Source organism: Devosia pacifica, assembly GCF_014652635.1.
Taxonomy (GTDB): Bacteria; Pseudomonadota; Alphaproteobacteria; order Rhizobiales; family Devosiaceae; genus Devosia; species Devosia pacifica.
Genome location: NZ_BMZE01000002.1, coordinates 632,965 through 647,235, shown reverse-complemented (window position 1 = coordinate 647,235; position 14,271 = coordinate 632,965). Strand labels below are relative to the sequence as shown.

13 protein-coding genes are annotated in these 14,271 nt (G+C 62.5%); 8 read left to right on the top strand and 5 right to left on the bottom strand.

The window, feature by feature from the left end; all coding sequences use genetic code 11:
* Positions 1 to 19: 19 nt before the first annotated feature.
* The 3 genes from atpA to IE127_RS10275 all read right to left on the bottom strand — a co-directional run bounded on the left by atpA (position 20) and on the right by IE127_RS10275 (position 4,518).
* Positions 20 to 1,555 (bottom strand): F0F1 ATP synthase subunit alpha, encoded by a 1,536-nt coding sequence (atpA, locus tag IE127_RS10285; RefSeq protein ID WP_189425586.1) that lies wholly within the window; start codon positions 1,553 to 1,555, stop codon positions 20 to 22.
* Entirely contained in the window at positions 1,555 to 2,097 is a 543-nt protein-coding gene (locus tag IE127_RS10280) for a F0F1 ATP synthase subunit delta (protein ID WP_210310472.1), read from the bottom strand. The genes atpA and IE127_RS10280 overlap by 1 nt, the downstream gene beginning before the upstream one ends.
* A gap of 222 nt (positions 2,098 to 2,319) precedes the next feature.
* On the bottom strand, positions 2,320 to 4,518 hold the full coding sequence (locus IE127_RS10275) for a primosomal protein N' (RefSeq protein ID WP_244640094.1): 2,199 nt from the start codon (positions 4,516 to 4,518) through the stop codon (positions 2,320 to 2,322).
* Between the two features lie 118 nt (positions 4,519 to 4,636).
* Here IE127_RS10275 and IE127_RS10270 point away from each other — a divergent pair, with 118 nt between their 5' ends.
* The 6 genes from IE127_RS10270 (at position 4,637) to leuB (ending at position 10,632) form a co-directional block, all read left to right on the top strand.
* Complete coding sequence (locus IE127_RS10270) at positions 4,637 to 5,566, top strand: tyrosine recombinase XerC (RefSeq protein WP_189425584.1); 930 nt, start codon at positions 4,637 to 4,639, stop codon at positions 5,564 to 5,566.
* Between the two features lie 208 nt (positions 5,567 to 5,774).
* The gene (locus IE127_RS10265) at positions 5,775 to 6,722 is read left to right on the top strand and encodes a DMT family transporter (RefSeq protein ID WP_189425583.1); all 948 of its coding nucleotides are present in this window, start codon (positions 5,775 to 5,777) and stop codon (positions 6,720 to 6,722) included.
* Between the two features lie 105 nt (positions 6,723 to 6,827).
* Positions 6,828 to 8,264, top strand: coding sequence for a hypothetical protein (locus tag IE127_RS19615; RefSeq protein WP_210310471.1), 1,437 nt, complete (start codon positions 6,828 to 6,830; stop codon positions 8,262 to 8,264).
* A gap of 105 nt (positions 8,265 to 8,369) precedes the next feature.
* Positions 8,370 to 8,975, top strand: a complete 606-nt coding sequence (gene leuD / locus IE127_RS10255; RefSeq protein WP_189425582.1) for a 3-isopropylmalate dehydratase small subunit — start codon at positions 8,370 to 8,372, stop codon at positions 8,973 to 8,975.
* A gap of 5 nt (positions 8,976 to 8,980) precedes the next feature.
* Positions 8,981 to 9,421 (top strand): GNAT family N-acetyltransferase, encoded by a 441-nt coding sequence (locus tag IE127_RS10250; protein WP_189425581.1) that lies wholly within the window; start codon positions 8,981 to 8,983, stop codon positions 9,419 to 9,421.
* A 110-nt stretch (positions 9,422 to 9,531) separates the two neighbouring features.
* On the top strand, positions 9,532 to 10,632 hold the full coding sequence (gene leuB / locus IE127_RS10245) for a 3-isopropylmalate dehydrogenase (RefSeq protein WP_189425580.1): 1,101 nt from the start codon (positions 9,532 to 9,534) through the stop codon (positions 10,630 to 10,632).
* A 27-nt stretch (positions 10,633 to 10,659) separates the two neighbouring features.
* On the opposite strand, the gene IE127_RS10240 is transcribed toward leuB, so the two are convergent.
* The gene (locus IE127_RS10240; protein ID WP_189425579.1) at positions 10,660 to 11,673 is read right to left on the bottom strand and encodes an LLM class flavin-dependent oxidoreductase; all 1,014 of its coding nucleotides are present in this window, start codon (positions 11,671 to 11,673) and stop codon (positions 10,660 to 10,662) included.
* A 136-nt stretch (positions 11,674 to 11,809) separates the two neighbouring features.
* Here IE127_RS10240 and IE127_RS10235 point away from each other — a divergent pair, with 136 nt between their 5' ends.
* Entirely contained in the window at positions 11,810 to 12,376 is a 567-nt protein-coding gene (locus IE127_RS10235; RefSeq protein WP_210310470.1) for a fasciclin domain-containing protein, read from the top strand.
* A gap of 140 nt (positions 12,377 to 12,516) precedes the next feature.
* On the top strand, positions 12,517 to 13,071 hold the full coding sequence (locus tag IE127_RS10230; protein WP_189425577.1) for a hypothetical protein: 555 nt from the start codon (positions 12,517 to 12,519) through the stop codon (positions 13,069 to 13,071).
* Positions 13,072 to 13,074: 3 nt separating this feature from the next.
* Here the strand turns inward: IE127_RS10230 and IE127_RS10225 are convergent, their stop codons facing one another.
* Positions 13,075 to 14,271 carry a BaiN/RdsA family NAD(P)/FAD-dependent oxidoreductase gene (locus IE127_RS10225; RefSeq protein ID WP_189425576.1) on the bottom strand — a complete coding sequence of 399 codons (1,197 nt, stop codon included), beginning with the start codon at positions 14,269 to 14,271 and terminating at the stop codon, positions 13,075 to 13,077.

Genomic DNA, 14,271 nt, shown 5'->3' with positions numbered 1-14,271 from the left:
GTCAGTCTCTCCCGTCGCCTTAGGCCGCGTAGCTCTTCTTGATGGCGTCGAGTGCCGATTTGAGCTGGCTGCGGATATCGTCGGTGAGCTGCTTCTCCTTGGCGATGGAGGACAGCAGGTCGGCGTGCTTCGAGCGCATGGTGGACAGCACCGTCTGCTCGAAATCGTTGACCTTGTTGACCGGCAGATCATCGAGATAGCCGTTAACGCCGGCATAAATCACCGCCACCTGTTCCTCGGTCTTGAGCGGCGAGAACTGCGGCTGCTTCAACAGCTCCGTCAGACGCGCGCCACGATTGAGCAGACGCTGCGTCGCGGCATCGAGGTCCGAGCCGAACTGAGCGAATGCCGCCATTTCGCGGTACTGCGACAGCTCGCCCTTGATCGAGCCGGCAACCTGCTTCATCGCCTTGATCTGGGCGGACGAGCCAACGCGCGACACGCTGAGGCCGACGTTCACGGCAGGACGGATGCCCTGGAAGAACAGATTGGTCTCGAGGAAGATCTGACCGTCGGTGATCGAGATCACGTTGGTCGGGATGTAAGCCGACACGTCGTTCGCCTGCGTCTCGATGACCGGCAGCGCAGTGAGCGAGCCGAGGCCATGATCTTCGTTCAGCTTCGCAGCGCGCTCGAGCAGGCGGCTATGCAGGTAGAACACGTCACCCGGGTAAGCTTCGCGGCCCGGCGGACGGCGCAGCAGCAGCGACATCTGACGATAGGCGACAGCCTGCTTGGTCAGATCGTCATAGCCGATCAGCGCGTGCATGCCGTTGTCGCGGAAATACTCGCCAATGGCGCAGCCGGTGAACGGCGCGATGTACTGCAGCGGCGCCGGATCGGACGCCGTAGCGGCGATGACGACGGAGTATTCGAGAGCGCCGTTGTCTTCGAGCTGCTTCACGAACTGCGCGACAGTCGAACGCTTCTGACCGACGGCCACGTAGATGCAGTAGAGCTTCTCGCTCTCGGAAGCATCAGCCTGGTGTGCCGGCTTCTGGTTCAGGAAGCTGTCGAGCAGGATTGCGGTCTTGCCGGTCTGACGGTCGCCAATGACCAGCTCGCGCTGGCCGCGCCCGATCGGGATCAGCGCGTCGATGGCCTTGAGGCCCGTCGACATCGGCTCGTGCACCGACTTGCGCGGCAGAATGCCCGGTGCCTTGACGTCGACGCGGCGACGCTCGGTGTGCTCGATCGGGCCCTTGCCGTCGATCGGATTACCGAGACCGTCGACAACGCGGCCGAGCAGCCCCTTGCCCACCGGCGTATCAACGATGGCGCCAGTCCGCTTGACGGTGTCGCCTTCCTTGATCGAGCGGTCGTCGCCAAAGATCACGACACCGACATTGTCTTCTTCAAGGTTGAGCGCCATGCCCCGGATGCCACCGGGGAACTCAACGAGCTCGCCAGCCTGGCACTTGTCGAGCCCGTAAACGCGGGCGATACCGTCACCGACGCTGAGCACCTGACCGACTTCGGAAACCTGGGCTTCCTGGCCGAAATTCTTGATCTGGTCCTTGAGGATCGCAGAGATTTCCGCGGCTTTAATGTCCATTACCCGACCTCTTTCATGGCGATCTTCATCGCAGACAATTTGGTTTTGAGCGAAGAGTCGATCATCTGGCTGCCGATCTTGACCTGAAGGCCACCGATCAGAGACGCATCGACATGTTGATTAAGCGTGACGGACTTGCCGACGCGGGCGGCGAGCGCATCCCGCAGGGCGCTGACCTGGCCGTCATTGAGTGGCGATGCCGAGGTGACATCCGCGGTGATCTCGCCGCGCGATTCCGCAGCCATCGCCTTGAAAGCCTCGATCATCTGCGGCAGCACAAACAACCGGCCATTGCGCGCCATCAGGCGCAGCACGTTGGCGACGAGCGGATTGGTCTGCGAGCGCTCGATAATCGTGTTCATCGCCGAAGCCTTGGCCTCGGTGGTGATGGCTGGTGACTTCAGAAAAGTCGAGAAGTCTTCGCTTTCGCCCAGGAGCCTCGAGACATCACTGAGCGCGGTTTCCACCGAAGCCAGCTGGTTCTCGCTCCGGGCGACGTCGAAAAGCGCCGACGCATATGGCCGCGCTATTTGTACAAGCACTGATTTCTGCGCTGCCAATGCCGCATCACCCTCTTGGTTGCCTGCCCGCGCATCCACCCGTAGTCACTGGAATCCGGGCGGTCGCTGACGCTTCGGTCTTGTTCTTGATGGGGGGCCGTCCGGGGACCCCCTCAAAGTCGCGCTCGCTCTATCACAAGCTTGTCTGCGCGCGCAAGACTTTGCCAGTCGCTTGCGCTGTCGAGTTTGTCGCACACATGACAATCAAAAGAAACTCATCGGGTCGATATCGACCTGCACCTTGAGGTTGCCGGTCGGCCTTTGCGCCTGTTCCAGCCAGAAACGCATATATCCGGACAGATCCAATCCCTTCGGCCCTTGCGCGAGGAGCCGCACTCGGTGCCTTCCACGCACCATGGCTACCGGCGCATCTGCTGGACCGAATAGCCTGACGCCTTCGGCCATCGGCGCCACCGACAGCAGGTGGCGCGAGTAGCCCATGGCCGCGTCGTGCTCATTGGCGGAAACGATCAGCGCCGCCAGCCTGCCGAATGGCGGCAACCCACCGGCCTGCCGGCTCTGCAGTTCGTGGCGGTAGAAGGCCTCGCGATCGCCCGTCACCATGGCCCGCATCACCGGGTGCTCAGGGTGATAGGTCTGCAAGAACGCCCGGCCGTGCCGCACGCTGCGCCCGGCCCGCCCGGCAACCTGCGTGAGAATCTGGAACGTCTTTTCCGCAGCGCGCGGATCGCCGTGCGCCAGCCCGATATCGGCATCGACCACCCCCACAAGCGTCAACTTGTCGAAATGGTGACCCTTGGCGACCAGCTGCGTGCCGATAATGAGGTCATACTCGCCACGCTCGATCTCTGAGAATCGCGACTTGAGCTGGCTGTTGGTTCCCATGTCCGATGAAAGGATTACCCGCCGGGCATCCGGAAAGCGCGCTGCGGCTTCTTCGGCGATGCGCTCGATCCCCGGCCCGACGGGCACGAGCGTGTCTTCGGCCCCACATTTGCCGCAGCTATCCGGAATGCGTTGTTCGCGCCCGCAATGGTGGCACATTAATACGCCGCGGAACCTGTGCTCGACCAGCCAGGCGTCGCAATCCGGACATTGATACTGGTGTCCGCACGCACGGCACAACGTCACCGGGGCATAGCCGCGCCGATTGAGAAACAGCAGCGCCTGCTCGCCGCGCTCCAGCGTCGAGAAAATCTGGCGCGCCAATTGCGGCGCGATCCACTCACCTTTTGCCGGCCCGTCCGTTCGCATGTCGAGCGCCGTGATGTCGGGCAGCGTTGCCTCGGCGAAGCGCGATGTTAGCACCACGTGCCGATACCGCCCCTGATCGGCATTGTTGCGGGATTCGACCGATGGTGTCGCAGAGGACAGGACGACGCGGGCGCCGGCCAGATTGGCCCGTACCACCGCCATGTCGCGGGCGTGGTAATTGACACCATCCGATTGCTTATAGGCGCCGTCATGCTCTTCATCGAGCACCACAAGCCCCAATTCCCGGAACGGCAGGAACAGCGACGAGCGCGCCCCCACCACCGCTCGCACCTCGCCCTTGAGAATACCGCGCCAGACCCGCGCCCGCTGCACCGGCGTCATGTCGGAATGCCATTCCGCCGGCCGTGTGCCGAAGCGGCGGGTGAAGCGCTCGAGAAACGTATGCGTGAGGGCAATTTCTGGAAGCATGATCAGCGCCTGCCTCCCGGCCCGCAGCGTATCCGCCACCGCCTCGAAGAAGACTTCGGTCTTGCCACCGCCGGTGACACCATCGAGCAGCGCAACGCCGAACCTGTCGGTCTCGAGCTGCCGAATCTGCGCCAGCGCAGCAGCCTGATCGGGGCTAAGGCTCGCACCATTGGCATCCGGGTCGGGGGGCTCGACTGCCGGCGGTGGAGGCAATTCGATCTTTTCGAGCGCCCCGGCCCGCACAAGGCCATCGACAACTGACGCCGAGACACCGCTGGCTCCGATGATCGCCGGCTTTGCCCAGGCAAGGCCATCGGCGAGCGTATAGAGAACGCGAAGCCGCGCATCGGTCATCCGTTCGGGTTCATGCCCGCTCAGGCGATAGGCTGTAATCGGGCGTTCCGGCTCAAGCGCCTCGGTGCTGCGCAAGACGCTGCGCAGCACCATACCGGGTGGCGCGAGCGTGTAATTCGATACCCAGTCGACAAACCGCAGCAATTCCTCGGACAGCGGCGGCGTCTCGTAGAGCCGGGCGATATCCTTGAGCCGGTTGTGCGCAACCATATCGCGCGGCGCGCCCCATACAACGCCGAGCGTCAGCCGCGGACCCAGCGGCACCGCAACGATAGAGCCGCGCCGAACGGCCATCCCCGGGGGCACACGATAGGAATAGGGCGTGCTGACTGCCACGCCCACCATTACCGCCACGACATCGCCTTCGAGTGGCGCCAGCATGCTGTTTGGATCGAGTTCGTTCATTGAAGCCCAAACATAGGTGCTGTTCCCGATTCGTGCAGATGCAATTCGCCTCGATTGAAATTGCTCATCGCGCGCACGGCGATACCGTTTACCAATATCTGTGTGTTAGTTTTCCGCCATGACCGACACGGCATTTGCAACCGACGAAGCGCTCAAAACGCAAATCACCCGCTGGCACCGAGAACTCGGGGCGGTGCGGCGCCTGAGCCCGAAAACGCTCGAGGCATATCAGCGAGATCTGTACCAGTTCCTCGAATTCCTGAGCGTTCACACCGGTGGCACTGTCGGTCTAGGGACGCTCGCAGATCTGCGCACCGCCGATATCCGGGCTTTCATGGCGCAACGTCGTGCCGAAAGCCTTGGCTCGCGTTCGCTCGCCCGGCTATTGTCCGCACTGCGCTCGTTCTTTGGATTTCTCGAGCGCGAGAAGATCGTCAGCACGGAAGCGTTCAACACGCTGCGAACGCCAAAGCTGCCGCGCGGCTTGCCGAAACCGATGACCATAAGCGAGGCGCGCGATGCGCTCGCGGATACGGGCGATGGCGAGGAGCCCGCATGGATCGCGGCGCGGGATACTGCGGTGCTCTCTTTGTGCTACGGCGCGGGCCTGCGCATTTCCGAAGCTCTTTCGCTGACTGCGAAGGACCTCGAGGCGGACAGCCTGCGTGTCGTCGGCAAGGGCGGACGCGTACGCATGGTGCCGATGCTCCCGCAGGTGCGCGAGGCGATCGAAACTTATCGCCAGATGGCCCCATATCGACCGGCGCGGGACGAACCGCTGTTTCGCGGCGCCAAAGGCGGGGTGCTGTCACCGCGCCTCGTGCAGTTGCGGATGCAGCGCCTGCGCGGCGCGCTCGGCCTGCCGGCATCGGCAACGCCGCACGCGCTTCGTCATGCCTTTGCAACGCACCTGCTCAGCAAGGGCGGGGATCTGCGGGCCATCCAGGAGCTTCTCGGCCACGCATCGCTATCGACCACGCAAATCTATACTCAGGTGGATTCGGAGCGCCTGCTCGACAGCTACTACAAGGCCCACCCGCGCCGATAGCGCTTGCCTTGCCCGCCCCTGCGGTATACCCAAGTGCCATGCGTTCGGCTCAGATCCTCAGCATTACGATCTGGCTTCTTGGCACCAGTCGGTGCCGGGACGAACGTTTGACGCCGTAATCCAAGGCGTCCGTTTCCCCGGCCCGGCCGTCAGGCCCGGGTCGCATGTGCTCGCGCCGGACGGCTGACTTAACCAGCAAGGTCAGCCCATGACACCGAATGCAGAGCCTTTATCCAATAGCGTCGTCATCGATCCGATGGGCTATGCCTTCGCCATCGGCGGCGCCGTGCTGTTCTCGACCAAGGGCATTTTCATCAAGCTTGCCTACGCGCACGGTGTGCCAACGGAAACCGTTCTGGCGCTGCGCATGGCGGTGGCGATCCCGATCTACCTCGTGGTCTTCCTCTTGCTGCTGCGCCGCTTACCAACACTGCATAAGGCTCTGGCGCCCGGCTTCGTTGGCATCACCATCCTGGTCGGCATTCTCGGCTATTTCGTTTCGAGCTATCTCGACTTCCTCGGCCTGCAGTTCGTTTCCGCGCAATATGAGCGGCTGGTGCTGTTCACCTACCCGTTCATCACGCTGATCCTTGGAATCTGGCTGTTCGGGGATCGCTTCAGCTGGACCGTCCTGCCCGGCATGGTGATTTCCTATGCGGGCATCGCAGTGATCTTCAGTTACAATCTCGTGGCAGCGCCGGCGGGGCTATTCGCCGGCACAGCGTTGGTTCTCGCCGCCGCCACCACTTTTGCGCTTTATCAGCACCTGGCACGCCGGCAGATGCGCACCATCGGCTCCGCCGCCTTCACCTGCATCGGCATGACAAGCGCCGGCCTCGTCGCGATCCTCCACAACGGCATAACGCATGGTCCGGGGAGCCTGTTGGCACTCGACGCGCCCTCTCTGGCGTATGGGCTGTGCCTCGGTATTTTCGGCACAGTTCTGCCGTCGTTCCTGATGAATGCCGGCATCGCCCGGATCGGAGCGCGTGCCACGGCCTCGACCGCTGCGCTTGGACCGGTTGTTACCGCGTTGATTGCCGTCGCGGTACTGGGCGAGGTCTTTACCGTATTCCATGCCATCGGCACGGTGCTGGTGATTGCCGGTGCTTACTGGTTCGGGCGAGCCGAGCGGCGTGTGCAGGCGGCGCGATAGTGCGGCGATAGTGCGATTGAACTGCACCCTTTTGACAGTCACAAACTAGGAGTAGGCTTTGGCCACTCAGGTGAAAAACATCAGCCCGGCAGAGGAGAGCATGCCATGCCCCATCCCCGAACTCTGGTAGGAAAACTGTTACTCGGAGCGGGTCTTGCCGGCCTTCTCGCGACGCCGGTCCTGGCGCTCGGCACCGAGAATCCTGCCGCGCCGCGGACATCGCCGGCAGCAATTCTGCTAGCCCAGGCAGACGCGACGGTTGATTTTGGCGACGACACCGGAGCCTGGAGCAATGACGGGGAGTGCGACGACCCGCGTTTTGAGGGTGAGGGCGTTGCAGAAATCCTGCTCGAGGCAGATCTAGGACACGACGCGACAGATTGCCGGACGCTCTATGAGTCGGGTGCGATCCAGCTGGTCGATGCAGCGCAGGAAACCCAGGACGCAGAGGAGGAAACACCCCCGCCTCCGCCGCCCGCCGATGACGAAGACAACGCGGTCACACCTCCGCCGCCGCCACCAGCCGACGACGAGCCCGTTGCCCCTCGCCGCCCGGACCCCACCGGTATCGACTTCGGCGACGACTCCGGGGATTGGCCGAACGACGGCGAGTGTGATGATCCGCGCTTCACCGGGGCTGGCATGGCGCTATTCCCGACCGATCAAGGCATTGGCACCGACGCCAGCGACTGCCGCACCCTATTCGAGGCGGGAAAGGTTCGCCTGACGGGCAGCGAGCAACTACCCGAAACGCCTGCCCAGCGTCCCGCTGATATCGACTTCGGCGACGACGACGGCAATTGGGCCAATGATGGCGAGTGCGACGACCCGCGCTTCGAGGGCCAAGGCATGGCCGTCGAACTCGTTGAGGCCGACCGGATGCACGATGCAACCGACTGCCGCACGCTTTATGAAGCTGGCAGCATCAGCCTTGTCGACGAGGCTTCAGACATCGCCGGCGGCAACAGCTCGGATATCGATTTCGGCAATGATACCAGCATCTGGGCCAGGGACGGAGAATGCGATGACCCGCGCTTCACTGGGTCCGGCATGGCCGCCGACCCGGTCGCCGAGGACATGATGTCCGATGCAACGGACTGCGAGGCCGCATATTCTGCCGGTACGATCACCCTGATCGAGGCCGGCGATATGTCGCTCTTCGACTTCGGTGACGACAGCAGCGAGTGGAGCAATGACGGCGAGTGCGACGACCCGCGCTTCACCGGCCCGGGGATGGCGAAAAAGCCGCTCAACGACGACACGATGAGCGACGCCACGGATTGCGAGGCTCTGGCGGATGCCGGCGAAGTCGAGATCAAGCCGGTCTTCAACCCCGCCTATGTCGCCGGCGCCCCATACGATTCATCCGGGATCGATTTTGGCGACAACACCTCGACCTATGCCGACGATGATATCTGCGACGACCCGCGCTTCGAGGGTCCGGGTGCTGCTTCGATCCTGCTCGACAGCGATGAACTGCGCGATGCCGCCGACTGCCGCATGCTCTATGAGGCAGGGCGCATCGTTCTTCTCGAGAGCTGAGCCGACATTGAGGACGTCGCGATGCACGCGCGACGTCCTCTAGCATCTTGACCGCGCCACGCCTCTCGCTGCAAACAGGGCGCAACCGCGAAAGGCGAGGAAGCGATGGAAAAGTTCACGACGTTGACAGGTGTGGCCGCGCCGCTGCCGATCATCAACATCGACACCGACATGATCATCCCCAAACAGTACCTCAAGACCATTAAGCGCACCGGTCTTGGAACGGCGCTGTTCTCGGAGATGCGCTACAATGAGGACGGGACGGAAAACCCGGATTTCGTGCTCAACAAGCCGGCCTACCGCGACGCCAAGATTATCGTCGCCGGTGACAATTTCGGCTGCGGCTCATCGCGTGAACATGCCCCGTGGGCATTGCTCGATTTCGGTGTTCGCTGCGTGATCTCCACCAGCTTCGCCGACATCTTCTACAATAACTGCTTCAAGAACGGCATCCTGCCGATCGTCGTGTCACCGGAACAGCTCAAGCTGCTTATGGATGACGCTGAACGCGGCTCGAACGCGACCCTGACTGTCGATCTCGAGGCGCAGACCATTACAGGGCCGGATGGCGGAACGCTCAATTTCGATATCGATCCGTCGCGCAAGCACATCCTGCTCGAAGGCCTCGACGATATTGCCTCGACACTGAAGATCGACAGCAAGATCGCCTCTTTTGAAAGCGACATGTCGCAGCAGCGCCCCTGGCTGTAGCCGTAATGGCTACAATTCGCGAAACGCTTGCACCGAGCGCCGGCGAGATCGATGTGCTGCGCCAGATCATTCGCACCGCCAATTCGGCGGTGCGCTCTGAGCCCGATGGCTACCAGCCGGTTGGCTTCATGCTCCCCGATGCCGAGACGGGCGAGACCATTGGGGGTCTCAACGGGCATGCCGGCTATGACTGGCTGTTCGTGCAGTATCTTGCGGTGCCGCCGGAGCTGCGCGGCCAGGGTGTCGGCAGCGCTCTGCTGCAGCGTGCTGAACAGTGGGCGCGTGAGCGCGGACTGATCGGCATCTGGCTCGACACCTTCGCCTTTGGCGCTCCGGACTTTTACCGCCGGCATGGCTTTTCAGAGTTCGCAACGATCGAGGGCTTTCCGAAGGGCTCGCGCCGTCACTACTTCCTCAAGCGCCTGAATACCGTGGCGTCACCCTAAAGCAGAGGCCGGTGACCGAACGGCTTGCGCCGCATCGGACTTGCCTCGTTCCGGCAAAAGCCTGTAAGTGCGCGCCGAAACGTTCAACAGGCATGCCAAGGGGATCCGCAGTGGCCAGTCAGACCCTTCTTCTTCTTCCCGGCGACGGTATCGGCACCGAGATCATGGTCGAGGTCGAAAAGCTGATCGACTGGACCAATGCCGAGGGCCTGACCGACTTCTCTACCGATCACGGACTTGTCGGCGGTGCAGCCTATGATGCGCATCAGGTTGCCGTCAGCGAGGACGACGTAGAAAAGGCTCGGGCCGCTGACGCGGTCATCTTCGGCGCCGTCGGCGGACCGAAATGGGACAATGTCCCCTATGAGCATCGCCCCGAAGCTGCCCTGTTGCGGCTGCGCAAGGAGCTTGGCGTCTTCGCCAATCTCAGGCCCGCCATCTGCTACCCTGCACTCGCCGAAGCCTCCTCGCTCAAGCGCGAACTGGTCGAAGGTCTCGACATCCTGATCGTGCGCGAGTTGACTGGCGGCGTCTATTTCGGCGAGCCCAAGGAGATCACCGATCTCGGCGACGGCCAGAAGCGCGCCATCGATACCCAGGTCTACGAGACCTACGAGATCGACCGCATCGCTCGCGTCGCGTTCGATCTGGCGCGTACCCGCTCCAACAAGGTGCACTCGGCCGACAAGAAGAACGTCATGAAGTCCGGCGTGTTGTGGGACGAAGTGGTGCGCGGCGTTGCCAAGGATTATCCCGATGTCGCCTTCGAGCACATCCTGGCAGACAACGCTGCGATGCAATTAGTGCGCAACCCCAAGCAGTTCGACGTGATGGTGACCGACAATTTGTTCGGCGACATCCTGTCGGACGCGGCCGCGATGCTGACCGGCTCACTCGGCATGTTGCCATCCGCCTCGCTCGGCGCGCCCGATCCGGCGACAGGCAAGCGCAAGGCGTTCTACGAGCCGGTGCATGGCTCCGCACCCGACATTGCGGGCAAAGGTATTGCCAATCCGATCGCGATGATCGCCAGCTTTGCAATGGCGCTACGCTACTCGTTCAACATGATCGAACTGGCAGACCGCGTCGACGCCGCCATCGCCGACGTGCTTGCCGATGGCTTGCGCACTGGTGACATCGCCCAGGACAATCGCAAGACCGTCGGCACCGAGGAAATGGGCGCCGCGATCCTGGCCAAGCTCAAGGCCTGATGCCGAGGGCCGCGGCGCTGCCGCGGCTCACGCCGCCTTTGCGACAAGCCCGAACGCCTCGGAGATCAGGCGGAAGCTCTCGCGCCGCTTTTCATAAGAGTGCATTTGCGTTGTGATCATCACCTCATCGGCGCCGGTTTCGGCCTGCTTTTCTTCGATCGCAGCCTTCACGGTCTGGGGGGACCCGACGATCCAGAGCGGGCGCTGCTGGGCGATGATCGCCTTCTGACGGTCGGTATACTCATGCGCGGCCGCTTCTTCGGGCGTTACCAGCTTGCGAAGCTCGCCGGAATGGAACAGCGCCCAGCTCAGAGCCTGCGAGCCAGCAAGATATTCAGCCTCCTCGTCGGTCTCGGCGCATATTACCGATACGCATACGATCCCTCGCGGTGCACTGAACGAGGCACTGGGAGTGAAGGCGCGCTTATAGGCCTCGAAAGCGGGGCGACCCGGGGCCTGGCTGAAATGGGCGGCGAATGCATAGCCCATCCCCATCTGACCGGCGGCCTCGGCGCTCGCCCCTGACGAGCCAAGCAGCCATAACGGTGGCAGCGACACGCCGCCTGGCGCCACCCGCACCCGGCTGAGCGGATGCCCGCTCGGGAAGCCGTCTTCTTCGAAAGCCAACATTTCAGCCAGATAGTTCGAAAACTCTTCGCCGCCACCCGTTCTCAAAGCGCGCATGGCATAGCCATCGCCGCCCGGCGCACGGCCAAGACCAAGATCGATCCGTCCCGGATTGAGCGCTTCAAGCGTGCGGAAGGCCTCGACGATCCGTAGCGGCGCATGATTGAGCAGCATCACCCCGCCCGAGCCGACACGGATTTTCCTGGTTGCGGCCGCGGCGTTGGCAATCAGCACCTCGGGCGAGGCCGAGCCGATCGAGGGCATGCCGTGATGCTCGGCAAACCACAGGCGCGTGTAGCCATAAGCCTCCCCTGTCTGCGCCAGCCGGGCGGTTTCAGCAAGCGCGGTGGGCGTATCCGTGCCCTCAGCGATTGGCGCGAGGTCGAGGATCGAAAGCTCAAATGGCGCGGTCATGCAATGTCCTACTCATCTATTACGAACGCAAATATCGTAATTTTACGATGAATTCAAACTACGGCTCCGATCACGCAGCTGTGATCGTCTTCGCGAAACCGGTTTTCAACGGCTTCCGTAGCTATGGCCAACTACAATGAGGGAACGTCAAATGAAATCCATACTCGGTACACTTGCAATCACCGCCGCCTTGGCCATCGCCGGCCCGGCAGTCGCACAGGAAAATCCGCGGGTTGGCGGCGCAGCCATGTCTGCGCAGATGAACATCGTTGAGAACGCGATGAACTCGCCCATCCACACCACTCTTGTCGCTGCGGTCCAGGCTGCGGATCTTGCGGGCACGCTGCAAAGTCCCGGCCCGTTCACAGTATTCGCGCCGACCAACAGTGCCTTCGGCGATCTGCCCTCGGGCACGGTCGACACCCTGCTGATGCCGGAAAACAAGGCTCAGCTGGTTAAGGTACTGACTGCGCACGTCGTCCCCGGCACGCTGAGCGCGGCGGACATCATGGAGCGCGCCGAAGCCAATGGCGGCTCGTTTTCTGTGACGACAGTCAGTGGTGATGCGCTCGGCATCTACGTCCAGAACGGCTACGTCTATGTGCGTGACGAGAATGGCGGCGTCGCCCGCGTCACCATCGCGGACGTCAATCAGTCGAATGGCGTTATTCACGTCGTCAACGGCGTGCTTGTTCCACAATAATAATCCTCCTCCTCCCTTTTCCCTGTGAGACTGGGCCGGCGTCTGCCGGCCCTTTTTTTTACGCGTGGCGCCGGCTTTACTCCTGATTCAGTCGCCTTGATTAAGCTTTGAATAGAAAGCGATCAAAAGAGGATGCGACGATGAAAGTTTGGATGGCTGTCAGCGTGGCCGTATTTGCTTTGGGCGCACCGCACGCCGCGTCCGCCCAGGCCCTCGGAATGATCGAACTGCGCGGCGGTGTTTTCGCAAATGCCGACGATGCGGAAACCATCGATCCATCGCATGTTGAAGACATCAACGTCGAAGTGCTGCTTGGTCTTCCGGTTCTCGATGCCTTGAGCCCGCTCGGCAGCGTTCGTCCGCATGTCGGCGCAACCATCAACACCGACTCCAAGGCCAGCATGGCCTATGCCGGCGCCAGCTGGACGGTGCCGCTCGGTTTCACGCCTTTCTTTGCCGAAGCGGGGATAGGCGCTGCTGTCGCAGGCGATGATCTCGGCGACGCGGTCTCCTCGGCATCGGATCCCGGCTGCAGGCTTCGCGCCCGCGCAAGCGGCAGCCTCGGCGTGCAGGTGACAGAGTCTATCGGCGTCATGGGCACTCTAGACCATGCCCGCACGACACCCTTGTGCGATGAGGATGCCGGAATCGATCCGCGTACCGGGCTTGGCGTACGGCTCGGCTGGAAGTTTTGAAGTCTATACGACCTGCCCCGCAGCGAAGCCCGAGGCCCAGGCCCACTGGAAGTTGTAGCCGCCGAGCCACCCGGTGACGTCCACCACTTCGCCGATGAAGTAAAGGCCCGGCACGTCGCGCGCCTCCAGCGTCTTGGCATCGAGATCACGCGTATCGACGCCCCCGAGCGTGACTTCTGCAGTGCGATAGCCTTCCGAGCCTACGGGTTTCAACCGCCAGTTGCTGACCTGATCGGCAACAATCTGCAGCTTCTTGTCGGAAAAGTCGCCGATCATCCCCGGTAGCGCGAGGCTTTCACCAAGCATTTGCGCCAGCCGTCGCGGCAAGGCTGCTCCCAGCACTGTCTGCACTGCCAGCTTCGGTGTTGTGGCGCGCGCATGCTGCAGCATCTCCATCGCATCCTGATCCGGCAACAGGTCGACGACGATCGCATCGCCTTCGCGCCAGTATGAAGATATCTGCAGGATCGCAGGCCCGGAGAGGCCCCGATGCGTGAACAGCAAGGCTTCATCGAAACGGGTCTTGGCATGACTGACCGTGGCGGGCGTCGATACACCGGCCAACGGTTTCAATCGTTCGAGGGCACCAGGTTCGAAGGTCAGCGGAACGAGCGCCGGGCGCGTCTCAGTCACGCGCAGTCCGAATTTCTGGGCAAGCTGATAGCCGAAATTCGTCGCGCCCATTTTCGGGATCGACTTGCCGCCGGTTGCCACCACCACGCTGTCGGCGGTGATTCTGCCGTCGGAGGTGTCGATTTCGAAACGCTCTGCAGGGCGTTCAACGCCGCGAATCTCGCAGCCAAGCCGCATCGTGACACCGGCGCGTCGCAACTCGCTCACCAGCATGGTGATGATCTCGACCGCCGAGTTGTCGCAGAACAGCTGGCCAAGTGTCTTTTCGTGGTAGGCAATACCGTGCCGGCGCACCATCGCCGTAAAGTTCTCGGGGGTGTAGCGCGACAAGGCCGAAAGAGCGAAGCGCGGGTTTTGCCCCAGAAAGCGCTCGCGCGCCGTGGTATGGGTGGCGTGCACATTTGTGAAATTGCAGCGTCCCCCGCCGGAAATGCGGATCTTTTCACCGGGATTGCGGGCATGGTCGAGCAACAGGACGCTGCGTCCGCGCCGTCCTGCCTCGATCGCCGTCATCATTCCTGCCGCGCCCGCGCCCAGAACGACAACCCCAAAATGCTCGTTTGCCAT